Here is a 21,817-nt window from a genome sequence, read left to right on the forward strand (position 1 = left end):
AGGTACTTAATTATAAACCGTGGGCTAGTCGTACTGACCAGCTTTATGCCAGCGATAGACTGCATAAACCAGCGCCAGCCCTGCCGCCAAAGTAGCAGGCACATACAACACGCTGAAGCCCCAGGGTTGAAAACCGAGGGCACCACAAACACCGCCGGCAACGAAACCGCCGATTACGGTCAGGCTGATGATGACACGCCGGCGCTCGATTGGCGCACGGCGCAACAGATGACCGAAATAGATGCCCAGATCGGTGAACATGCCGGTCACATGCGAGGTGCGTATAACCGTGCCGCTGAAGGTGGTGGCCATTGCGTTCTGCAGGCCGCAGGCAAGGCCGGCTAAGTATATGCCGAGTTTGGCCCCGTCCTGCAAATAGCGCACGGCAAGGATCAGTACCGCCGATTCCATCAATAGCGCCACACCGTAGCGTCGACCCAAGCGCAAAGTGCTGTCGCCGATAATCAGCCCGCTGAGCGCAGCCCCGGCAAAGAACGAGCCGAGCACGACCAACAAGTGCATGGCCATTGCGCTCTGTCCGCTGGCCAAGGCAGCACTTAGCAGTGTGGTGGTGCCGGTCAAGTGGGTGACAGCCTGATGTTCGAAGCTTAGGAATCCGACGATGTTGATGATGCCGGCCATGAACGCCAGCAGTGCCGCATACATCAGCACCCAGCGCGGTAGCCGCGAGATCATCCGGCCAGCAACTGCGTCATCGCCAGACGAAACCCGGCAGCAAACGGCTCACGAAACACATGCCGGCCGCCGAGCACACGATCGATACCGTGCACACTGACGCGGTCAATCAACGGCCGATTGCCGGCGAATACGAAACGTTCCGCTACATCGGCCTCTGTTGCACCGAAAAGCACCGGCGCCTCGGCATCAAGCACCATGACATCTGCACGCTTGGGTACGCCGGCCGATTGCCAACCGCCTTTGGCAACCGCCTCCAGCAGAAACCGGCCGACTGCAGGTTGTTTCTCGCTGGCGGCGATGTTGCGTTGCTGGTGTTTCAAACGCTGGCCATACTCTAGCCACCGAAGCTCCTCGGCTACCGACACCGAGACATTGGAATCGGATCCGATGGAGAAGCTGCCCTTGGCTTTCAGGAATTCAGGCAGTGCAAAGAATCCGTCACCCAGATTGGCTTCGGTGCTCGGACAGAGCGAAACCGTGGCTTTCGAGCGCGCCAAAGCCTTGACCTCGCTGGCATGCAGATGCGTGGCATGCACCAGCGTCCAGTGGGCATCCACCGGCGCATTGTCGAGCAGCCACTGAACCGGACGTGCGCCGCGCACAGCCTCGCACTCGCGCACTTCCGCCATCTGTTCGGCGATATGGATATGAATCGGAAGGTTCAGCCCGGACAACTGCGGCAGCAGTGCCGACAAGGTCTCCGGCGGCACGGCGCGCAGGCTATGCAGGGCTACGCCGATTTTCAGGAGATGGCTTTCCTGTAATTGCAGGCGTGCTATCAATGCCAGATAGGCCTCGAGCGAATGCCCGAAACGGCGTTGGCCGTCATGCAGCGGCCGGCCGTCAAAACCACCGGTTTGATACAACACCGGCAACAGGGTCAGACCGATGCCGGCGTCTTCCGCGGCACGGATGATGGCCTGTGACATTTCACTGGGGTCGGCATAGGGCCGGCCATCCGGCTGATGATGCAGATAATGGAACTCGCAGACATGGCTGTATCCGGCTTCCAGCATTTCACTGTAGAGCTGGGCGGCAATGGCATACAGCTGCTCGGGGTTGATGCGGCCGGCGAACCGGTACATCTGTTCGCGCCAGGTCCAGAAGCTGTCGGACGGGTCGCCGCGACGTTCGGTCAGGCCGGCCATGGCACGTTGAAAGGCATGGCTGTGACTGTTGGCGATTGCGGGTAAAATGAACCGGTCCATGGTTGGTATTGTAAGCGAGAAGCGATGACGGCACTCAGCGGCGTGAAAGTTCTGGATCTGTCCCGAGTCCTGGCCGGACCCTGGTGCGGGCAGACGCTGGCCGATCTCGGCGCCGATGTCATCAAAGTGGAATCCTTCGATGGTGACGACACCCGTGGCATGGGACCGCCCTACATCGGTGCGATCTCCGCCTACTTCTCCTGTGCCAACCGCAACAAGCGCTCGATCTGCATCGATCTGCACAAACCCGAAAGCCGCGAAGTCATTCATGCCCTGGTGGCACAGGCCGATATCGTCATTGAAAATTTCCGCACCGGTACGGCCGAACGCCTTGGTGTCGGTTACGACGCGCTCAGCGCAATCAATCCGCGCCTGATCTACTGTTCGATTTCCGGCTATGGCCGTACCGGTCCGGATGCCAAACGGGCCGGCTACGATTATGCCGTCCAAGCCGAAGGCGGTTTGATGGCCATCACCGGCGCGCGCGATGGTGCGCCTAACAAGGTTGCCGTCGCCGTGGTCGATCTGGCCACCGGCCAGAATGCCGTCATCGCCATTCTGGCAGCCCTGCAGCAACGCCATCACAGCGGGCGCGGTCAGCAGGTCGCGGTATCTTTGTTCGATACGCAATTGACCTGGCTCGCCAATATCGGCGCCGGAGTCCTATTCACCGGCGAAGATGCACCGCGTTATGGCAATGAACACGCCAGTATCGTGCCCTACCAGGATTTTTCTGCCAGCGATCAGCATTTCGTTCTGACAGTCGCCAATGAAAAACTCTGGCACGCCCTGTGCGATGCCGTTGGACATCCGGAGTGGATCCATGACCCGCGCTTCGAAAGCAACAGTCAGCGCGTATTGCACCGGGACCTGGTCACGGCCAACCTGCAGGCCATCTTCAGCACGCAACCGGTGGCTTATTGGTTGCAGGCTCTCAGCAATCGTGGCATTCCCTGCGCGCCGATCAACTCCGTGAAACAGGCGCTGCATAGCCCCTTGGCTAAAGCCAATGGCAATGTGCTTGAGGTGGACGGCATTCCACTGGTAGCCAGCCCCCTAAAACTTTCCGAGTCCCCGGTGAGCTATCACCAGGCACCGCCACAACTCGGCGAGCATTCGCAGACCATCCTGACCGAACTCGGCCTGGATTACGGACACTATGCCGCGCTGGGAGTCGTCAAATGAAACGCCATGACAATCAGCATGGCGCCATCGCGCATGTCCATCTGGCCACGCTCAGCGGCCCGGATTATGGCGTCATCGAAAACGGCATCATCGTCTGGCGTAGTGGCCATATCGTTTATGTCGGGAACGACCGCGCAGCTGCGGAACCCTACCTGCAAGACATCGATACGGTCATCGACGGCCAAGGCGGCTGGCTGACACCGGCCTTGATCGACTGCCACACCCATCTGGTATTCGCTGGCAACCGTGCCGAAGAAGCCGAACAACGCTTGCGCGGCGCCAGCTATGCCGATATCGCCAAGGCCGGCGGTGGCATTCTGTCCAGCGTGCGCCTGACCCGCAACGCTTCGGAAGATGCCCTGTTCGCGGAAAGCCTGCCGCGGATGCAAGCCTTGTTGCACGATGGCGTCGCCTGCGTTGAAATCAAATCCGGCTACGGTCTGGATTTTGACAGTGAGCGCAAGATGCTGCGTGTTGCGCGCCGGCTTGGCGCCGAAACCGGCATGACGGTGAAAACCACCTATTTGGCCGCCCATGCCCTGCCCCCTGAATACACCGGACGTGCCGATGACTACATCGAAGCCGTATGCAGCTGGATGCCCATTCTGCAGACCGAAGGCCTGATCGATGCCGTCGACGTTTTTTGCGAAGGCATCGGCTTCTCACCGTCCCAAAGCCGGCGCCTGTTTGAAAGCGCACGTTCACTCGGTCTGCCGGTGAAAGCCCACGCCGACCAACTCAGCGATCTGGGCGGTGCCGCCTTGGTCGCGGAGTTTTCCGGACTGTCGGCCGATCATGTCGAATACTCCAGCGAGGATGCGGTGCGGCGGATGGCCACGGCCGGGACGGTCGCGGTGCTGTTGCCGGGTGCATTTCATGTATTGCGGGAAACCCAACAACCGCCCATAGAAGCATTTCGACGTCATCACGTGCCGATGGCTGTAGCGACAGACTGCAATCCGGGGACTGCACCCCTGCTTTCGCTGCGCCTGGCGATGGGGCTGGCCTGCACGCATTTCCGCCTGACGCCGGAAGAAGCTCTGCGCGGCGCGACGATCCATGCAGCGCGTGCGCTCGGTTTGCACGACCGCGGGACGCTGGCCATTGGGCAGCGTGCGGATTTCGCAGTGTGGGATATCCGACATCCTGCCGAGCTGTGTTACTGGCTCGGCGGCGACCTGCTCCGTCACCTGCTGCTGTGCGGCAATGATCCCAACCCCTGAATTCAGTCTGGCCCCATTAGGGGATAGCGCATTGGTGCTGGCTTTCGCGCCATGCATCGACCCGGAATTGAACGACTGCGTGCATGCCATCGCAGCGGCATTGCTGGAAACGCTCGGATCCGATCGTGTTGAATGCGTGCCGGCCTACCATACCCTGACCGTTCATTTCGATCCGCTGCTGGATGATTTTGAATCGCTCTCGCAGGCCATTGCCAGTTTGCCGGCCAACCATGATGTTGCACAAGGTATCGCACGCGATATCGTTTTACCGGTCTGTTACGATGCGCGCCTTGCGCCGGATTTGGCCGCCGTGGCGGAACATACCGGGCTTGACGTGGAAGCGCTGGTTCATCTGCACTGCACGGCGGATTATCGCGTTTATTTCCTGGGTTTCAAGCCCGGCTTTGCCTATCTCGGCGGACTTCCCGATGTCCTGCACATGCCGCGAAAGGAATCACCGCGTCTGAATGTTCCGGCCGGCTCGGTGGGCATCGGCGGCGCGCAGACCGGGATCTATCCGGGCCCGTCCCCCGGAGGCTGGCAACTGATCGGCCGAACACCGATATGTCTGTTTGATCTTCAGCAGGCCCCGCCAAGCTTCTTACAGCCGGGCGATCGACTACGCATTCAAAGGATTGGCTTCGGGGAATTCATTGCGATGGGTGGCACGCCATGATGGTCTTTGAAACCGCAGGTATCAGCAGTCTTCAGGATCTTGGCCGACGTGGCCTGCAAAATCAGGGCATTGGTGTCTGTGGGGCCATGGATAGCCTGGCCGTACGCGTTGCTAACAATCTGCTCGGCAATGCCGACAACACGTCCCTGATTGAAATCACCCTTGGGGGGGTACGATTACGCATCGAACAGACGCAGTGGTTTGCCATCACCGGCGCCGACCTGCAGGCCGAAGCCGATGCCATCGCCGTGGACCTGTGTCGCCCCATCCGACTCGAAGCCGGCACGATGCTGCATTTCAAACACCCCCGGCAGGGCTGTCGCGCGTATCTTGCGGTCCAAGGCGGCTTTAATGCGGAGCCCATCCTTGGCAGCGTGGCCACCGATATCCGCTCGGGAATCGGCGGTTTTGAAGGTCATGCATTCCAACGTGGTGACCGCATCGCCTATGCCGCCAGTCGGTATCCCGGAAAAACAGTGCGTTGGCATACTGCCTGGGCCAACCCGTCTTTTCCGGAAGCCGGACCCTTACCGTTCGTTCCCGGCAGCCACTGGTCCTGGCTGGACAAAAACCGGCAGGAACAATTCTGCAGCACCGAATGGCGCATAAGCCGCAACTCGGACCGGATGGGACTGCGACTGGAACAGGCCCTTCATCCGGAAAGCGCCTGGCCCTCACTCCTCTCGAGCGGTGTGGCGTTCGGCAGTATCCAGTTGCCACCCGACGGACACCCCATCATTCTTGCGGCTGATCGACAGACGACTGGCGGTTACCCGCTGCTGGGAACCGTTGCCAGCATTGCACATTCCCGATTGGCACAGTGCCGGCCCGGAGATCATCTAAGCTTTGAGCCGGTATCTGCCGCCGAAGCCGTTCGACAATGGCGCCGACGCGAGCTGCATTACCGGCAATGGCGGCAACACATGGCACAATGGTGGCACCCATGACACTTTCCATCGATATCAATGCCGATCTCGGCGAATTGGATGCGGAACACGACGCCGCCATCATGCCGTTCATTTCTTCGGCAAGCATTGCCTGCGGTTTCCATGCCGGATCACCGATGCGGATGCGGGAAACGATTCTGCTCTGCCTGAAATACGGCGTCGCCATCGGTGCGCATCCTTCCTATTACGACCGTGCCGAGTTCGGTCGGCGCGAACTGGGGCTGGACCCCGAAACCATCTACACGCAGACCTTGTATCAAATTGGTGCCATGAAAGCGCTGACCCAAGCCGAGGGAGGTCGGTTGCGGCATGTGAAACCGCATGGCGCGCTCTACAACCGTACCGCCGTGGATGTGCAAGCTGCCGATGCAGTCGCCTCTGCCGTTCGTGATGTCGATTCGGAATTGGTCCTGATTGGCCTGGCCGGATCAAAACTTCTGGACGCCGGACGCACCCTTGGCTTAAGCGTATGGGCTGAAGGCTTCGCGGATCGGCGCTATACCGATGAAGGCCTGCTGGTGTCGCGCAGCCATGCCCAAGCGCTGATTACCGACACCGACCAGGCAATCGCCCAGACCCTCGCGATGGTGAAGGACGGCGTCATCCAATCTGTCAACGGCAATCCGGTTTCACTGGCGGTGGATACTGTCTGTCTGCACGGCGATGGCCCGCATGCCGTGGAATTTGCGGTTGCACTGCAGACCGCGCTGCACAAGGCCGGCATCGCTACCCTCTCGGAGCACTCATGAATTACTGGCCATTGCTCGCCGTATTGGTTGTCATCATCGGTTTTATGCGCCGCTGGAATCCAGTACTGGTGGTGATGGCGGCGGCACTCACCGCCGGCCTGACCGCCGGCATGTCGCCGGAGCGTCTGTTGAGCGAAATCGGCGACGGTTTCGTCAAGAACCGTTACCTGCTGATCATCATCCTCACCTTGCCGGTCCTCGGCGCATTGGAGCGCGCCGGGCTGCGAGAGCATGCCCAGCAATGGATTGCACGGCGTAAAGGCCTCACACCGGGGCGACTGATGACCGTGTATCTGGCAGTACGCCAAAGTGCCGCGGCGCTCGGCCTGACCAGTCTGGGCGGGCATCCCCAGACAGTTCGCCCCTTGCTGGCACCCATGGCTGAAGGCGCCGCACGCGCCGCGCATGGCGAGATTGGACCAAAATTGCGCGAACGTCTGCGGGCAATGGCCGCCGCGACTGACAATGTCGGACTTTTCTTCGGTGAGGATATCTTTATCGCCTTTGGCGCGGTCTTGCTGATGCAGGGCCTGTACGCTGAAAACGGCATCATCATGGAACCCTTGCATATCGCCCTGTGGGGAATTCCGACGGCCATTCTGGCTTTTGCCATCCATGCATGGCGCCTTCACCGTTTCGATAAACGGATGGCACAGTCGGTTGCTGCCGAGAAGACGGTCGAGGGGATCAATCATGATTGATATCGCGACCGTTTATCTGCTGTGCGGAATTTACCTGGCCTATGTTGCCTGGCAGTCTTTCCGGGACAAGCGCCATAGCAAACGCCTGGGCACCACCGCGTTCTGGGCCCTGCTCGCCTTCGCGTTTCTGGCCGGCGACAAAATGCCCTCGATGTGGATGGGGGTATTGGTTCTTGTAATCGCCGGATTGGCCGGAATCGGAGCTGTCGGGCTTGGTAACTACCATGCCCCCGAATCCGACGTGCGCACTACCAAGGCATCTGTCCTCGGCAACCGGCTGTTCATTCCGGCTTTGTTGATACCGGCCGTCACCATGCTGGGCGTTTTTGGATTGAAGCATGTGCGTTGGGAAGACTGGACACTGATCAGCACGGAACAGACCACGATCGTCTGTCTGGCCATCGCCTGTGTTGCCGGATTCATTGCTGCACTGAAAATCACCGGCGAGCGTCTGCCCAATGCCATACATGCCTCTCGCGGCATTCTTGACAGCATCGGTTGGGCTGTATTGCTTCCTCTGTTGCTGGCCATGCTCGGTGGTTTGTTCAATAAGGCCGGTATCGGTGATCTGGTTGCGGCGGTGCTGACCACCGCCCTGCCCCTGCATCAGGTCTGGGTTGCGGTATTGGCTTATGGTTTGGGCATGGTCTTGTTCACGATGGTCATGGGCAACGCCTTTGCCGCATTTCCGGTGATGACCCTCGGCATCGGTCTGCCGATTTTAGTCCATCAACACGGCGCGGACCCGGCGCCTTTAGCCGCCATCGGCATGCTTACCGGTTACTGCGGCACCCTGCTGACTCCGATGGCCGCAAATTTCAACATTGTTCCAGTGGCACTACTGGAATTGAAAGACCAGAATGCCGTCATCCGCATGCAGGTGATGACGGCGCTGCCGCTGATCGTCTGCAATCTGTTGCTTCTTTACTGGCTGGCACTGCCATGAAAATCCTGATAACCGGTTTCGATGCTTTTGGTGGTGAGGCGGTCAACCCCTCCTGGCTGTCGGTAAGCCGTATCTGCCAAGAAGCTGGCGATGAGCTGACATTGATCGGGGCCTGTCTGCCGACTGAATTCAGCGGCTCGCTGACGATGTTGCAGCAGTTGGTCGAAAGCCATCGGCCGGATCTGGTCATCGCGGTCGGACAGGCCGGCGGCCGCAGCAGCATCAGTCTTGAGCGCGTCGCCATCAATATCGATGATGCCCGCATTCCCGATAATGCGGGGTGGCAGCCGATTGATGAGCCCATCCACCCGGCCGGTGAGGCCGCGTATTTCAGCAGTTTGCCGATCAAAGCCATCGTGCAGGCCCTACGCACCGCCGGTATTCCCGCAGAAGTTTCCAATACGGCGGGAACCTATGTCTGCAACCATGTGTTTTATGGACTGATGCACTTGTGCCGGCATCTGCCGGGCATGCGGGCCGGTTTCGTGCACATTCCTTACCTGCCTGAGCAGGCCGCAAAGCAACCGGGCGCACCCAGCATGGCCCTGGATGACATGGTTCGGGCGTTGGCGATTATCCTGCGGATCAGCTTGGATTCCGGGACCGACCTGCGGCTCAATGCCGGAACCGAGTGCTAGGACTTTAGGCAAAAAAAAATGACCCTGCCGGGTCATTTTTTCGGCCTGTCCGAAGTCGGTCAGGCTTTGCTTGCGGCTTTCTTGGCTGGCGCCTTTTTGGCCGGAGCGGCTTTCTTGGCCGGCTCTTTTTTCACAGCAACCTGAACCGCTGCTTTTTTGGCGGTATTGGTACGGGCGTTGCCGTAGCTGGAAATATTACGTTTGCCTTTTGCGGTCTTACGGTCGCCTTTGCCCATGGTGCAGATTCCTTCAAGTGATAGTGTGACAAGGCCTCTAGATTACCACTCCGGAGCCCATGAACCAAGCATTTAGTGCTGATGGCCGCAACGGGCATCATGCACATGGCCATGGGTCAGCCGTAGGTTGACCACATGTGCGATGGCAATCAAGGTGCCGCCGGCCGTCATGACAATGGCATGCCGCAGGAGATTGTGATGGATTTCGGGCCAAAGAATACCGAGCCAGACCAGAAGCAGTCCCGGTGCCAGGAACGCCAAAGCCCGGTACACGCGATGCCGTTTGTAACCAATCCAAAGGCTAAAACCGCCGAGTAATGTGGCGAAACACACGAAGGCCCACTCAAACCCGCTCCACGCCAAGGCACTCAAGCCCATTGCCGGCAACACGGCGATCAGCACGGGCAGCAATGCGCAGTGCACCGCGCACAGGATCGATGCCGTACTGCCGAATTTATCCAGTAAAAGCCGGAACCGCATAATTTAGCCTTGCCAAACTTAATTGTGATAGTGTAACATTATTTTAAATTGTTACAATATATCATTATCGGAGAACCCTGATGTCACGACGCTACACTCGGAGTTTGCTTGTTTTGGCGATTTCCATGGCCTTAAGCGCCGAAGTTCTGGCCGATCCGCAATCCGCGGAACAGGAAAAAACATTGGACAGCATCGTGGTCACCGCGTCGCCCATGGGCAACCGCATTGACGACTTCGCAAAACCCGTCTCAGTGCTTACCGGTGAAGCCCTGGATCTTGCCAAATCCAATACCTTGGGTGAAACCGTAGCCGGCGAGACCGGTGTCCAGTCGACCTTTTTCGGTGTCGGCGTCGGCCGGCCGATCATCCGTGGCCAGGAAGGCAGCCGAGTGCAGGTATTGGCAAACAACATGCTGACCGGGGACGTCTCGACCGTGAGCGCCGACCATGCGGTGACGCTGGAACCGTTTCTGGCCGATCAAATCGAAGTTCTGCGGGGTCCTGCTGTTTTGCTTTACGGTAGCGGCGCCATTGCCGGCGCAGTGAACGTGGTGGATGGCCGGATTCCGACCACGCCATACGCTGATGCGTTCGGCGGCAAGGCCGAACTCCGCTATAACTCGGCCAACAACGGATACACCGGCATGGGCAGGTTGGACGGCAACTTCGCCGACGAATCCTTCAGCTGGCACATCGATTTCGTCACCCGCGACACCGAAGATTACGATATTCCAGGCTATGCTTTCTCCAAGGATCTGATCGATGAAGAACTGGCTGAAGGCGAGTCGCTCGATGAATTCAGCAAAGGCAAGCAACCCAACTCCAATCTGACGGCCGACTCATTTGCCGCCGGACTGACCTGGTTCGGCGAAAACAGCTGGCTGGGCGCATCCTACAGCCGCTTTGAAACCAATTACGGCATCCCGCCCGGCGCCCACGCGCACGAAGAAGATCATGACGGGGAAGATCATGACGAGGAAGCTGAAGAAGAAGCAGAACTGGTGCGCATCGATATGTCGCAGAGTCGCTTTGACCTCCAAGGCGGCTTCAACGACGTCGGCATCTTCAAATCACTGGTGATGCGCCTGGCCGATACCGACTATGAGCACACCGAACTGGAAGGCGCGGAAACCGGCACGCAATTCTTCAGCGACACCCTGGAAGTCCGCCTGGAAGCCGCCCAGAAAACATGGAACGGCTGGAATGGCGCTTTCGGCATCCAATACGTCGACAACGATTTCGAAGCCGTCGGTGATGAAGCCTTCGTGCCACCGACCTCAACCACCGACTGGGGCTTCTTCGTGCTGCAGGAACGCGAGTTCGGAGACTTCAAACTGGAAATCGGCGCCCGCTACGACGATGTCCGCCTGAAACCCGATGCCGTCGGCCTGCCGGACCGGTCCTTTAATCCATTCAGTTATTCACTTGGCGGTATCTGGAAAATCAATGAACTGTTCCACTTGACGGCGGTTTTTGACGGAGCGCAGCGCGCACCGCGGGCTGAAGAGCTTTATGCCTTCGGTCCGCACGTCGCCACCGGCACGTTTGAAATCGGCAACGAAGACCTCGACAAGGAAGAATCCATCGGCGGCAACATCGGCCTGCATTTTCACAACGGCAAAATCGACGCTTCCGTATCGTTCTACCGGACCGAATATGACAACTTCATCTATCTGGAAGGAAGCGACCTTGAGCTGGACGAGCTGCCGGTTGCCTACTGGAGCCAGACCGATGCCACATTCACCGGCTGGGAGGCGCAGCTGAGTTGGGATTTCCTGGAAAACCGAAGCGGCCTGTGGACCATCAACGCGCTGGTCGATAGTGTCAACACGAGTACTGGCGGCGGTGATAACCTGCCGCGTATCGTGCCTTCCCGTCTGGGCGTCGATATCGCCTGGCAACTCGGCAACTGGACGGCCGGTTTCGGCCTGATGCACGTGTACGACCAAGATGAGACCGCCCCGGGCGAAACCGAAACCGATGGGTACAACATGGTCAACGCCAACATCGCTTATCGCTGGACTGCGGGCGGCACCGATCTTCAGGTTTTTCTGAACGGCAGCAACCTCGCCGACGAGGAAGCACGCGTATCCACTTCTTACCTGAAGGATTTCGCGCCGTTGCCCGGAAGGACGCTGGAAGCCGGCATTCGCATCTTCTTCTAAGCATCCCAAAAAACCCGCTTCGGCGGGTTTTTTCTACTTCGCCGGATGCTGCATGCGATAATAAGCCATGCAACAGCAACTCATTACCTTCTTCGGCGAGCTGGCCAAATCCATGCACATGAGCGGCGCAAACGCCCATGATCTGGAACGCCACATTCGCCTTCTGGGCCGTCACTTCGGGGTGGATGCGCACTGCTATGCCTTACCGACCATGCTGACCATCACTTTGGAAAGTCCGGACCAAGGCCAACAAAGCCGGTTGTTGCGTCTGCCCGCATACGATTACAACATGAGCCGGCTGATCGCCCTGAAGGACATGCTCCGCAAGCTGGATCGCATTGACCAGCTCCCGGACGCCATCCTCCGGCTTGAAGCCATTATGGCCGCACCACTGCCTTGGAAACCCTGGGTGATGGTACTGAGCGGATTCGTGCTGTCGGGCGCTATTGCCCTCTTACTTGGCGGTGCGTTACCGGAAATGGCGGCCGCCGGACTTAATGGCATTATCTTCATCCTCGCGTTGCTTTATCTCGGCGCGCGTCCCGGTTTGGTGCCGATCATGCCCGTCCTGCTCTGCGCCATCGCCGCCATCGGCGCCTACCTGATCAGTGTGTTGATTCCGCTGACTTCACCGTTCGTGGTGATTCTGGCCAGCATCGTGCTGCTGCTTCCGGGCTTCACCATCACGATCGCCATGATTGAGCTGGCCACCGGAAATCTACTGGCCGGCACCGGCCGACTCTCCGGGGCCTCGATTCTCATGCTGTTGATGGGAGCCGGAGTCGCCATCGGAACCGGCATCGGCACCGAGTGGATTCCCTACCGGACGTTGTCCTCTTTGAATAAACTGCCGGACTGGACCATCTGGCCGGCCATCGCACTGCTGGGTGGCACGCTCATGATTTTCTTGCAGGCACCTCTGCGGTCCTTGCACATCATGATGGGGGCTTGCCTGCTCGCCTTTGCCGTGGCCAGCAGTATCGGGGCGGTGTTCGGCCCAGTCGCCGGTGCGTTTACGGCCGCGTTCAGTGTGGCCCTCGCCGGCCAACTCTTCCAACGTTTCAGCGGCGAGCCGGGCATTCTGGTCCAGATTCCCGGCCTCATTACACTCGTTCCCGGCAGTGTCGGCTTCAAGGGCTTACATGCTCTGATGGAACAGGACAATCTCGCCGGCATCAGCACCATCACCACCATGGCAACGACCGGCGCGGCGCTGGTCATCGGCACCCTGTTGGCCAATAGCATGGCGCTTTCACGCTTTGCGCGGGGCGCCAAATCCGAAATCGACGAGGAACCCGCATGAGCAACTACACCCTGTATATCGCCAACCGCAATTATTCCTCCTGGTCGCTACGCCCTTGGTTGCTGATGACGGAACTGCAAATCCCGTTCACTGAAATCTTGGTGCCGTTCGAGGAATCCAACCACGCCAATTTCAGCCGATTTTCACCGAATGCCCGGGTGCCCTGCCTGCATGACGGCGACACGGTCATCTGGGACTCTCTGGCCATCATTGAATATCTCGCCGAATCGCATGCCGCTGTCTGGCCGCAACAGCGCTCCGCGCGGGCTTGGGCGCGCTCGGCGTCAGCAGAAATGCATTCGGGATTCAGTGCCCTGCGCAACCAGTGTTCGATGAACTGCGGACTGCGTCTGCAACTACACGCCTTGAAACCGGATCTGATGGCGGATCTTGCCCGCCTTGACGCCCTCTGGCAGGACGGACTGGCGCGTTTCGGGGGACCATTCCTGGTCGGGACGTCCTTTAGCGCCGTCGACGCGTTCTATGCTCCGGTGGCGTTCCGTATCCAAAGCTACGGCCTGCCCCTGAGTGATGCGGCGAATGCCTACGCTGCCCGTCTTTTGGCTTTGCCCGGCATGCACACGTGGTATGAACAAGCCCTGCAGGAACCGTGGCGGGAGACCGGACACGAACTAGAGATTCTTGCACAGGCCGAACTTCTGGCCGATTTTAGGCGTCCACACTAGCCGATGCGATGCAAATCGGACGGATTTACGCTAAGGTAAAGCCATACACCCCCAACCCTGGAGCAAGTCGTGGAAGATAATGTCGCAAAAGATCAAAACAACTGGGCCGGCGGCGTGCATGTCGCCGCTTTCGTGCTGGCCCTGTTCACGTCATGGTCGGCCGGCGTCGGCGGCATGATCGCCGCATTCGTGGTGTGGCTGATGAAAAAGGACGAGTCCGCATTCATCCGCAAGCATGCAACCGAAGCGTTCAACTTCAACTTCAGCATGTTCCTCTACACCCTGATTGCGGTGTTCCTGACGCTCATGACCTTGGGCCTCGGCCTGATCTTCGTCATCCCGGCAGCTCTCGTGCTGGCCGTGGTGTGGATTTGGTGCACTGTCAAAGCCGCCATGGCCGGCTTCAACGGTCAGGACTATCGTTATCCGTTCACCCTGCGTCTGCTGAACTGATTACGACAATCTACCCGAATGCAAAACGCCGGCAAAAGCCGGCGTTTTCATTATGCGGACGCTTCCGATATCTGACAATTACGGCACAAGCCATGTACTTCGAGAACCTGCGCACCTGGGGCAAAGCCGAGAGCTTGGGCTTTGGCATCGAGCGACTTGGCGATGGATTCATCTTCCAGCTCGATGGCCGACTGGCAGCGGTCGCAAATCAGGAACGGGACGGTGTGGCGGATGCTGGGATGATGACAGGCCACAAAGGCATTGATGGATGCCAGCTTATGAATGAAGCCGTTGGCCATCAGGAAATCAAGCGCGCGGTACACGGTCGGCGGCGCATTGGCACCGACTTCAGAACGCATCTGCTCGAGCAAATCATAGGCCTTGACCGGTTTGCCGCTTTGGGCAATCAGACGCAGGACCTGCTCGCGAATCGGCGTCAACCTCAGGCCGCGTTCGGCACAGGCTTCCTTGACGGCATCCAGATAGGCGCCGGCACCATGCACATGGTGGTGCGGATGCGTGCAGGCCGGCGTGCCCGAATTCATTGCGGCAATGCTCCAAGGGCGTCCTGCAGGCGCGCGCGTGCGGTTTCCCGACCACAGAGATAAACGGTGTGGTCGATCGATGGCGATGCGGTTGAACCGGTTATCGCAACACGGATGGCCGGACCGAGCTTGCCCATGGCCAGATTCAACTCCGCCAGGGTATCGGTAAAGGCTTGATGCACGCCGGCAAGCGTCCACTCCGGCAAGGCGTCAAGCTTTCCGGTGAACACAGACAAGGGTTCGCGCACGGCAGACGTGAGCTGTTTGGCCACGGCAGCAGCATCGATGTCAGCCTCGGTTAGCGGGCAATACCAGCATTTGGCCTTCTCCGCCATTTCCTTCAGCGTATGCACGCGATCGCGAAGTGCAACAACCACGTCGGCCGGATTCGGTCCTTTGTCGAGGTCATAACCGGCACTTTCCAAATGCCAGCGCAGGTGACTGGCCACTGCTTCCGGCGCATCAGTCTTCAGATAATGCTGGTTGATCCAATTCAGTTTCGCGGGATCCAGACGCGAGGCCTTGGCGTTGACATCCTCGATTTTGAACAGATCGAACATCTCGGCGCGACTGAATATTTCCTGGTCGCCATGCGACCAGCCCAGACGGACCAGGTAGTTCAACAAGGCATGCGGCAGGTAACCGTCTTCGCGGTACTGCATGACATTAGCGGCGCCATGCCGCTTCGACAGCTTGGCGCCTTCCGGATCGAGAATCATCGGCATATGCGCGAAGCGCGGCATGAAATCGCCCAAGGCCTTGTAGATATTGATCTGGCGCGGGGTGTTATTGACATGATCGTCGCCACGGATGACGTCGGTGATGCCCATGTCCAGATCGTCGACCACCACCGCGAAATTATATGTGGCATAACCGTCGGAGCGGAAAATCACCAGATCATCAAGCTCGGTGTTGGAAAATTCAATGCGACCTTTGATGCTGTCGTCCCAAGCAACCGTGCCGTTCTGCGGATTGCGGAAACGGATGACCCGGTTCGGATCTTCGCGCAAGGGGGCATTGGCATCACGATAGGCCCCGTTATAACGCGGCTTCTCGTTCTTCTCCAGCGCTTCGTTGCGCATGGCTTCAAGCTCATCCTTGCTTTCATAGGCGTAATAAGCCTTGCCCTCTGCCACCAGTTGCTCGGCCACCTGCTTGTAACGGTCCAGACGATCGGTCTGGTAAATCGGACCCTCGTTGTATTCCAGTCCGAGCCAGTCCATCGCATGCAAGATGGCATCGACCGCCGCCTGTGTCGAGCGTTCGCGATCGGTATCTTCGATACGCAGAACGAACACGCCGTTGCGGCGACGCGCTTCGAGATAACAATACAGTGCGGTGCGGGCGCCACCGATGTGCAGGAAGCCGGTGGGACTCGGGGCGAAACGGGTACGGCAGGTCATAGGAAGGCCAAAAGAAAAACCACCCTAATTTTAACGGATTCAGACGCTCGCGTCAGAACGGTGCAATGACGGCCAGTCCGGCAGCGCCCTCCCCGCCTGCCAACCTGCCACCTGCATGGCATCCAGGAGCCCTTGAACAGCCTCACGCTCAGCCAAGCCATGGACCGGAAGCGCCATTACATCGCCGGGGCGAGCCCAGAGCAGGATATCGCACACGGCCTGGACTTCATCCAGCTGCACATGCACATCGCCGGCAGCAATGCCATTCTGCAACAGGGCACTCTGCAGCAAAGCCGGCACCTCGCCCGGGGCGCGGCCGCGCTCGTAGCCGACCATTTCCTTGAGCACAACCTGCTCGGGAGCATATTGCGCCACCGTTTCGGCCAGCTTGACGATGTCGTCATTCTCCCGGTTTCCGGCCTGGCCCAGAAGCACGGCCATGCGGCCTTCGCCCTGCAGGGCTTTGGCGATATCCAGAAACCCACGCAGTCCTTCAGGGTTATGCGCATAATCCATCAAAACACGGACATCGCCGAACTGCCAGGATTGCAGTCTTCCTGGATTATCCAGATGGCGCAGACCAAAGGCTTGCAGGCAATTGGCAATGGCCGAGGGCGTGAACCCCAAAAGCACAGCGGCCAATGCCGCACCCGCGATGTTATCCAGATTGTAGGCGGCCATGCCACCAAAGCTCAGCGGCATGCTGCGGGTATCGCCGAAGTCCTGCACTACACCGTCGACAGCAAGCAACAATCGGGCGTCCTCAATGCCGCAGACCGGTACCCCAGCGAGGCGCTTTTCAGCCAGAACCGGATGCTGCCAGTCCCGTGCAAACCAAGCCATCGGAAGCTGGAAATCCGCACTGTGCTTTACCAACATCGGATCGGCGGCATTCAGCACCAACACGCCGCCGTGCTTCAAGCCGCGCGCCACCGACAGCTTTACCCGTGCAAGATCGTCCAGCGTGAAAACGCCATACTCGCCGAAGTGGTCTTCGCTGACATTGGTGACCAACGCGACATCGGCCTGGTCCGTGGCCAAACCACGGCGCAGAAGGCCACCGCGCGCAGTTTCCAAAATAGCGGCCTGAACCATCGGATGACGCAGGGTCGCACGGGCACCGGCCGGCCCCGCGTAATCATCGGCTTCAATCAACTCGCCGTTAAAGAACAGACCGTCCGTGCAGTTATGGCCACTGGCCAGACCGCAGGCCCGCGCCATGGCCGCCAGCAGACGGACGGTCGTGGTTTTGCCATTGGATCCGGTCACCATCGCTACTGGTAAGCGATGCGTATGATCGGCCAGAACGTCTTCCGGCGTTTGAAAACCGGCACGCGGCCAGAGCTGTGTCTGTGCTCCGAAACCGATGCTGATGCTGTCATCGTCCAGAAGCACCGGCCAACCGGCGTCCTGCGCTGCCGCACTAAAACGCATCAGCGCCGGCTCGCATTCGGCGGCGGCGGATTTACGGAAAATGCGGGCAGCTGCATCGGCATCACCGATGAGTGGAAATCCAGGGGCATGCATCTCGGCATCCCCGCACACCGAGGACCACGCCCACTCGTTGACTTCGGTTGCGGCGAAAAGCTGATCCATCGGCGCCGTAAATGCCAAGGTGGCGCCTTTGGCGTGGCAGCGGCTTACGAAATACGGTGACGGCCAACACAGTAGACCGGCCATGCCGGTCACGGCCTGCATCCACTGGTTGCATTGCGCTTCGTCGATGCCAGTGGCACGCGCCTCCAGCACCACACCGGGTACGGCGAAATACACATTCGGCCCGGTCAGCCGGCGTGAATCGGTGAAAGCCATCCGGCGGGAACTCAGTCGTCCTGCTCGGGCAGAATGACAATGCCGCGTTCGTCACGCGCCACGCCTTCAAACTCCGGCAAAACCGCGTCGACATTACGATTGAGCCAGGATTCCATGGCGGCGTTGCTGTCAAGCACCTGTTTTTGAGCGGCGGCCTGCCGGCTCATCTCTCCGTCAGGATTGAATTTGGTGATCTGTTTCCAGCAACGCGCCAGTGCGTCACCGAAGATCAGCAGCAAATCGCCGGTGGCGGCCATGCGCAGGGCGCTGTCGATGGCCTGCTGCTCATCCGGGATCACATGGATGCGGGAATCCTCGATGCCGTTGGCGCGCAGACGCGCAGCCAGCATATTGGGAACTTCATCGCCGTCGCGGCCACGCAAACCATCATCGCGTTTGAGTACATAGGCATCGAACTTGCCGCTGACGGTGTCAGCGATTTCAAGAATGTCTTCGTCGCGGCGGTCGCCCGGGGCGGCCAGCACCACCAGACGCCGGTTCTGCACATCCATGCGCCGCACCAGATCAGTCATGACGCCGACGGCGTGGGCGTTGTGGCCGTAATCCAGGATGACTTTGAACGGATGTTCGGAGAACACATTCATACGGCCCGGTGCCTGGAAAAAGCTGGTGTCGAAGGTACGCAAGCCCTGACGGATGGCGTCCAGACTGACGCCCAACGAAAACGCCATGGCCGCGGCGAACATCGCATTCTGCACGTTGTGCATGGCCTTGCCTTCCAGCGTGGCTGGCACCAGATGCGTCCACATCAGGGGAATGTGACTGCCTTTGTCGTAAAGCGTAATCATCTGACCGTTGACACCGGCCTCCAGCGCACAGGCGCGGCCGCCGGCACGGATGTGTTCACGCACCAGGCTGTGATCGGGATTCATGGTGACGTAGCAGATGACCTTGGCATCGGTGTAGCCCGACATTTTCAGCACATTGGCATCATCGGCATTCAACACCGCGCAGTCCTGGGCCACTTCCACCACGATGCGTTTGACTTCAGCCAACTGCTCGAGGGTATCGATGCCCTTCAATCCGAGATGGTCGGCCTGCACATTGAGAACGGCACCGACATTGCAGTTGCGCACACCCATACCGGATCGCAAGAGTCCGCCGCGTGCGGTTTCCAGCACGGCGAGATCGATTTTGGGATCCGACAGCACCATGCGCGCCGAAACCGGACCGGTCATGTCGCCCTCGATGGTGCGCTGTCCGTCGATGTAGACACCGTCGGTGCTGGTCATGCCTGGCGTGTAGCCGGCCATCTTGCAGATATGCGCGAGCATGCGGCTGGTGGTGGTCTTGCCGTTGGTGCCGGTGATGGCGGCAATCGGCACCCGTGACGGCGTACCGGCCGGGAACAGCATGTCGATGACCGGTCCGGCAACATCGCGCGGCGCGCCTTCGCTGGGCGCCACATGCATACGGAAGCCCGGTGCAGCGTTGACCTCGCAAATGCCGCCACCAATTTCGCGGTAGGACTCGGCGATGTTCTTGCTCAGGAAATCGACACCACCGACATCCAGTCCGATGGCACGGATGGCGCGCACGGCCATATCGCGGTTATCGGGATGGATGATATCCGTGACATCAGTCGCGGTACCGCCGGTTGACAGATTGGCGGTCGAACGCAGCGGCACGACCCGACCTGCTTCGGGAATCGATTCCGGGGTGAGCTCCTGACGTGCCAGCATCATGTCGGCCTGCGCGTCCAATTCGATGCGGGTCAGAACTTTTTCATGACCGACACCACGGCGTGGATCGGCATTGACCTGATCCACCAACTGGGCGACGGCATGCACACCATCGCCGATGACCTGACCTGGCGTGCGCTTGGTGGCTGCCACCAGTTCACCGTTGACCACCAGCAAACGGTGGTCATCGCCCTCCAGGAAGGTTTCAACGATCACCGAACGCGAATGTTCTTTGGCGGCCTGGAAGCCAAGCGCCACTTCTTCGTCGGTTTGCAGACCAATGGAGATTCCACGTCCGTGATTGCCGTTGTAGGGTTTGGTCACCACCGGAAAGCCGATTTTCTTTGCCGCCTCGATGGCGCGGTCCTGATGCTGCACCAGAATCTGACGCGGCACCGGCAGACCGAGTCCGGCAAGGATTTTGTTGGTTTCCTCCTTGTCGGAGGCCAGTTCAACGGCGATATGCGGAGTTTTTCCGGTAATGGTGGCCTGAATACGCTGCTGGTACTTGCCATGACCCAACTGCACCAGGGATTGTTCGTTCAAACGGACCCAGGGAATATTGCGCTCTTCCGCGGCGCGCACCAGAGACGCCGTGGACGGACCCAGCGCGCGCTTCTGCGCGAAGCGGATAAATTCATCGCGTGCGTCCGGCCAATTCCAACTCTCGGACACACCACGCACCGCGCTCAGTTCTTCCGGCAATAAAGAGCCCAGTAACTTCAAGGCCAGTTCGCCGGCCTCGATGCCTTCTTCGCGTTGTGCATATTCGTAGACGACCGAATACACGCCCGGACGGCCGGGGATGGATCGGGTACGTCCGAAGGTAACATCCTCGCCAGCCATGTTCTGCAACTCGATGGCCACATGCTCGAGCACATGCCCAAGCCAGGTGCCTTCATCTTCCTGCATGCGCCGAATGAAGCCACCGGGCTCCTTGTAGGAACAGCCGTGCTGCTTGAGCTCCGGCAGGGCGGCGACCAAGGCATCGACGAATTGCGGGCCCAGGCGGCCAGTCGGCCACTGCTCAAGAACCCCGAGGTCGAGTTCGAGCCGGATGACCGGAAAATGGGCGTACTGCGATGGACCTACGAAAACCGAACGTGCCGTGATGCGCATGACGTAATCCTCTATTTTTTGACGGTCACCAAGCTGCCTGGAGAAGCAACGCGGGTATGCAGATTGAAAGTGCTGCCGGCCACCAGAATGTGAATGCGCAGACCGAGCATGCACACCGGCTGCCCCTCATCGACCTGATCCATCGACGAGAACGACAGTTCGGAGGCATCGACCACAGTCACACCGCCCGACCCACCCACTTCCAGCACATTATCCGGACCGATGAAGACCGCGGAATCCTCATCCAGCCCGATGCCGATGGCAAAAGGGTTGTAGGCCAAAGCCGCAGTCAGTCGCCCGAGGCGGTCGCGTTGACGGAAATGCTGGTCAATGACGAAACGGTTGGTCAGCCCGAGCCCAGGCGCCAAACGGACATTGCCGGCTACCGGCGTGGATCCCTCTTCACCGAAGGCAATCATGTGTTCACTCAGGAAGCTGGCACCGGCGCTGGTTCCGCAGATATGCACGCCATGGGCATTAAGCTCACGCAGGCGTTTTGCCACCGGCGTGCCGCCAAGCAGGGTGGCCAGACGTAATTGACTGCCTCCGGTCAAAAACACCCCAGTGACGCCATCGAATACCGCTAGGCGGGCGGAATCCGAGGTATCGCTGCGTTGCTCGAAATCAACCGATACTGCGGACTTGGCACCGAGCGCCGTAAAAATGCGTTCATATTTCGGGCCGGTTTCCAGCAAGCGGCTGGCAGTCGGAATGATGGCGATACGGGCTTTCTTGCCACCGCACAATTCAACGAAGCGACTCAGAATCTGCGGATTGTTTTCCTTGACTTCGGCACCGCCGACGGGAATGATCCATCCGCGCGACTTGCCTTTGGGGGAACGACTGGGACACATGCTGGAAAGGACTCCATTGTTATTTTTCGAATGCGCCAGCCAAACCGGGTTCAGACCGCCACGAACCGCTATTATTGCCGAAAAAT

General features: G+C 59.3%; 21 protein-coding genes. 12 read left to right on the plus strand and 9 right to left on the minus strand.

What is annotated here, in order from left to right:
- Window positions 1-24: 24 nt before the first annotated feature.
- Window positions 25-696, minus strand: coding sequence for a YoaK family protein (locus ACIQ1A_RS00775; protein WP_395769174.1), 672 nt, complete (start codon window positions 694-696; stop codon window positions 25-27).
- On the minus strand, window positions 693-2,048 hold the full coding sequence (locus ACIQ1A_RS00780) for a formimidoylglutamate deiminase (protein ID WP_395769271.1): 1,356 nt from the start codon (window positions 2,046-2,048) through the stop codon (window positions 693-695). The genes ACIQ1A_RS00775 and ACIQ1A_RS00780 overlap by 4 nt, the downstream gene beginning before the upstream one ends.
- Between ACIQ1A_RS00780 and ACIQ1A_RS00785 the strand changes: the two genes are divergently transcribed.
- From ACIQ1A_RS00785 to pcp, 8 genes are read left to right on the plus strand one after another with little or no spacing between them, the layout of a single operon-like run.
- The gene (locus tag ACIQ1A_RS00785) at window positions 1,932-3,092 is read left to right on the plus strand and encodes a CaiB/BaiF CoA transferase family protein (RefSeq protein WP_395769175.1); all 1,161 of its coding nucleotides are present in this window, start codon (window positions 1,932-1,934) and stop codon (window positions 3,090-3,092) included. The genes ACIQ1A_RS00780 and ACIQ1A_RS00785 overlap by 117 nt on opposite strands.
- Window positions 3,089-4,315: an imidazolonepropionase gene (gene hutI, locus ACIQ1A_RS00790; RefSeq protein ID WP_395769176.1), complete on the plus strand. Its 1,227-nt coding sequence runs from the start codon at window positions 3,089-3,091 to the stop codon at window positions 4,313-4,315. Before ACIQ1A_RS00785 ends, hutI begins: the two co-directional genes overlap by 4 nt.
- Window positions 4,299-4,991 (plus strand): 5-oxoprolinase subunit PxpB, encoded by a 693-nt coding sequence (pxpB, locus tag ACIQ1A_RS00795; protein WP_395769177.1) that lies wholly within the window; start codon window positions 4,299-4,301, stop codon window positions 4,989-4,991. Before hutI ends, pxpB begins: the two co-directional genes overlap by 17 nt.
- Window positions 4,988-5,938 carry a biotin-dependent carboxyltransferase family protein gene (locus ACIQ1A_RS00800; RefSeq protein ID WP_395769178.1) on the plus strand — a complete coding sequence of 317 codons (951 nt, stop codon included), beginning with the start codon at window positions 4,988-4,990 and terminating at the stop codon, window positions 5,936-5,938. Before pxpB ends, ACIQ1A_RS00800 begins: the two co-directional genes overlap by 4 nt.
- On the plus strand, window positions 5,935-6,687 hold the full coding sequence (locus tag ACIQ1A_RS00805) for a 5-oxoprolinase subunit PxpA (protein ID WP_395769179.1): 753 nt from the start codon (window positions 5,935-5,937) through the stop codon (window positions 6,685-6,687). Before ACIQ1A_RS00800 ends, ACIQ1A_RS00805 begins: the two co-directional genes overlap by 4 nt.
- Entirely contained in the window at window positions 6,684-7,388 is a 705-nt protein-coding gene (locus tag ACIQ1A_RS00810) for a DUF969 domain-containing protein (RefSeq protein ID WP_395769180.1), read from the plus strand. Before ACIQ1A_RS00805 ends, ACIQ1A_RS00810 begins: the two co-directional genes overlap by 4 nt.
- Entirely contained in the window at window positions 7,381-8,334 is a 954-nt protein-coding gene (locus ACIQ1A_RS00815) for a DUF979 domain-containing protein (protein WP_395769181.1), read from the plus strand. Before ACIQ1A_RS00810 ends, ACIQ1A_RS00815 begins: the two co-directional genes overlap by 8 nt.
- Complete coding sequence (gene pcp, locus ACIQ1A_RS00820; protein ID WP_395769182.1) at window positions 8,331-8,972, plus strand: pyroglutamyl-peptidase I; 642 nt, start codon at window positions 8,331-8,333, stop codon at window positions 8,970-8,972. The genes ACIQ1A_RS00815 and pcp overlap by 4 nt, the downstream gene beginning before the upstream one ends.
- A gap of 59 nt (window positions 8,973-9,031) precedes the next feature.
- Here the strand turns inward: pcp and ACIQ1A_RS00825 are convergent, their stop codons facing one another.
- Together ACIQ1A_RS00825 and ACIQ1A_RS00830 are read right to left on the minus strand one after the other, a co-directional pair.
- On the minus strand, window positions 9,032-9,208 hold the full coding sequence (locus tag ACIQ1A_RS00825; protein ID WP_395769183.1) for a 30S ribosomal protein THX: 177 nt from the start codon (window positions 9,206-9,208) through the stop codon (window positions 9,032-9,034).
- 72 nt (window positions 9,209-9,280) lie between these two features.
- On the minus strand, window positions 9,281-9,688 hold the full coding sequence (locus tag ACIQ1A_RS00830) for a MerC domain-containing protein (RefSeq protein WP_395769184.1): 408 nt from the start codon (window positions 9,686-9,688) through the stop codon (window positions 9,281-9,283).
- Between the two features lie 80 nt (window positions 9,689-9,768).
- Between ACIQ1A_RS00830 and ACIQ1A_RS00835 the strand changes: the two genes are divergently transcribed.
- The 4 genes from ACIQ1A_RS00835 to ACIQ1A_RS00850 all read left to right on the plus strand — a co-directional run bounded on the left by ACIQ1A_RS00835 (window position 9,769) and on the right by ACIQ1A_RS00850 (window position 14,295).
- Window positions 9,769-11,853, plus strand: a complete 2,085-nt coding sequence (locus tag ACIQ1A_RS00835; RefSeq protein WP_395769185.1) for a TonB-dependent receptor — start codon at window positions 9,769-9,771, stop codon at window positions 11,851-11,853.
- Window positions 11,854-11,920: 67 nt separating this feature from the next.
- Window positions 11,921-13,156: a threonine/serine exporter ThrE family protein gene (locus ACIQ1A_RS00840; RefSeq protein WP_395769186.1), complete on the plus strand. Its 1,236-nt coding sequence runs from the start codon at window positions 11,921-11,923 to the stop codon at window positions 13,154-13,156.
- Entirely contained in the window at window positions 13,153-13,842 is a 690-nt protein-coding gene (locus ACIQ1A_RS00845; RefSeq protein WP_395769187.1) for a glutathione S-transferase family protein, read from the plus strand. The genes ACIQ1A_RS00840 and ACIQ1A_RS00845 overlap by 4 nt, the downstream gene beginning before the upstream one ends.
- A gap of 69 nt (window positions 13,843-13,911) precedes the next feature.
- Window positions 13,912-14,295: a DUF4870 domain-containing protein gene (locus tag ACIQ1A_RS00850; protein ID WP_395769188.1), complete on the plus strand. Its 384-nt coding sequence runs from the start codon at window positions 13,912-13,914 to the stop codon at window positions 14,293-14,295.
- A 50-nt stretch (window positions 14,296-14,345) separates the two neighbouring features.
- Here ACIQ1A_RS00850 and ACIQ1A_RS00855 read toward each other — a convergent pair whose 3' ends face one another.
- Genes ACIQ1A_RS00855 through ACIQ1A_RS00875 form a run of 5 tightly spaced genes read right to left on the minus strand, consistent with a single transcriptional unit; the run spans window position 14,346 to window position 21,731 of the window.
- Complete coding sequence (locus ACIQ1A_RS00855; RefSeq protein ID WP_395769189.1) at window positions 14,346-14,840, minus strand: transcriptional repressor; 495 nt, start codon at window positions 14,838-14,840, stop codon at window positions 14,346-14,348.
- The gene (gene gltX / locus ACIQ1A_RS00860) at window positions 14,837-16,243 is read right to left on the minus strand and encodes a glutamate--tRNA ligase (RefSeq protein ID WP_395769190.1); all 1,407 of its coding nucleotides are present in this window, start codon (window positions 16,241-16,243) and stop codon (window positions 14,837-14,839) included. Before gltX ends, ACIQ1A_RS00855 begins: the two co-directional genes overlap by 4 nt.
- A gap of 39 nt (window positions 16,244-16,282) precedes the next feature.
- A complete protein-coding gene (locus ACIQ1A_RS00865) occupies window positions 16,283-18,055 on the minus strand; it encodes a Mur ligase family protein (RefSeq protein WP_395769191.1) in 1,773 nt (590 codons plus the stop codon).
- 11 nt (window positions 18,056-18,066) lie between these two features.
- Window positions 18,067-20,877 carry a cyanophycin synthetase gene (gene cphA / locus ACIQ1A_RS00870; RefSeq protein WP_395769192.1) on the minus strand — a complete coding sequence of 937 codons (2,811 nt, stop codon included), beginning with the start codon at window positions 20,875-20,877 and terminating at the stop codon, window positions 18,067-18,069.
- 11 nt (window positions 20,878-20,888) lie between these two features.
- Complete coding sequence (locus ACIQ1A_RS00875) at window positions 20,889-21,731, minus strand: cyanophycinase (protein WP_395769193.1); 843 nt, start codon at window positions 21,729-21,731, stop codon at window positions 20,889-20,891.
- Between the last annotated feature and the right edge of the window lie 86 nt (window positions 21,732-21,817).

Source organism: Arenimonas sp. (assembly GCF_044353605.1).
Lineage (GTDB): Bacteria > Pseudomonadota > Gammaproteobacteria > Xanthomonadales > Xanthomonadaceae > Arenimonas.

Excerpts from the sequence above, each read along its gene's own strand:
- ACIQ1A_RS00840 (WP_395769186.1), top strand. The coding sequence starts at position 11,921 with ATGCAACAGCAACTCATTACCTTCTTCGGCGAGCTGGCCAAATCCATG.
- ACIQ1A_RS00785 (WP_395769175.1), top strand. The coding sequence starts at position 1,932 with ATGACGGCACTCAGCGGCGTGAAAGTTCTGGATCTGTCCCGAGTCCTG.
- ACIQ1A_RS00805 (WP_395769179.1), top strand. The coding sequence starts at position 5,935 with ATGACACTTTCCATCGATATCAATGCCGATCTCGGCGAATTGGATGCG.
- ACIQ1A_RS00775 (WP_395769174.1), bottom strand. The coding sequence starts at position 696 with ATGATCTCGCGGCTACCGCGCTGGGTGCTGATGTATGCGGCACTGCTG.
- ACIQ1A_RS00875 (WP_395769193.1), bottom strand. The coding sequence starts at position 21,731 with ATGTGTCCCAGTCGTTCCCCCAAAGGCAAGTCGCGCGGATGGATCATT.
- gltX (WP_395769190.1), bottom strand. The coding sequence starts at position 16,243 with ATGACCTGCCGTACCCGTTTCGCCCCGAGTCCCACCGGCTTCCTGCAC.
- ACIQ1A_RS00800 (WP_395769178.1), top strand. The coding sequence starts at position 4,988 with ATGATGGTCTTTGAAACCGCAGGTATCAGCAGTCTTCAGGATCTTGGC.
- pcp (WP_395769182.1), top strand. The coding sequence starts at position 8,331 with ATGAAAATCCTGATAACCGGTTTCGATGCTTTTGGTGGTGAGGCGGTC.
- ACIQ1A_RS00865 (WP_395769191.1), bottom strand. The coding sequence starts at position 18,055 with ATGGCTTTCACCGATTCACGCCGGCTGACCGGGCCGAATGTGTATTTC.
- ACIQ1A_RS00835 (WP_395769185.1), top strand. The coding sequence starts at position 9,769 with ATGTCACGACGCTACACTCGGAGTTTGCTTGTTTTGGCGATTTCCATG.
- ACIQ1A_RS00810 (WP_395769180.1), top strand. The coding sequence starts at position 6,684 with ATGAATTACTGGCCATTGCTCGCCGTATTGGTTGTCATCATCGGTTTT.
- ACIQ1A_RS00855 (WP_395769189.1), bottom strand. The coding sequence starts at position 14,840 with ATGAATTCGGGCACGCCGGCCTGCACGCATCCGCACCACCATGTGCAT.
- ACIQ1A_RS00845 (WP_395769187.1), top strand. The coding sequence starts at position 13,153 with ATGAGCAACTACACCCTGTATATCGCCAACCGCAATTATTCCTCCTGG.
- ACIQ1A_RS00825 (WP_395769183.1), bottom strand. The coding sequence starts at position 9,208 with ATGGGCAAAGGCGACCGTAAGACCGCAAAAGGCAAACGTAATATTTCC.
- ACIQ1A_RS00815 (WP_395769181.1), top strand. The coding sequence starts at position 7,381 with ATGATTGATATCGCGACCGTTTATCTGCTGTGCGGAATTTACCTGGCC.
- cphA (WP_395769192.1), bottom strand. The coding sequence starts at position 20,877 with ATGCGCATCACGGCACGTTCGGTTTTCGTAGGTCCATCGCAGTACGCC.
- ACIQ1A_RS00830 (WP_395769184.1), bottom strand. The coding sequence starts at position 9,688 with ATGCGGTTCCGGCTTTTACTGGATAAATTCGGCAGTACGGCATCGATC.
- hutI (WP_395769176.1), top strand. The coding sequence starts at position 3,089 with ATGAAACGCCATGACAATCAGCATGGCGCCATCGCGCATGTCCATCTG.
- pxpB (WP_395769177.1), top strand. The coding sequence starts at position 4,299 with ATGATCCCAACCCCTGAATTCAGTCTGGCCCCATTAGGGGATAGCGCA.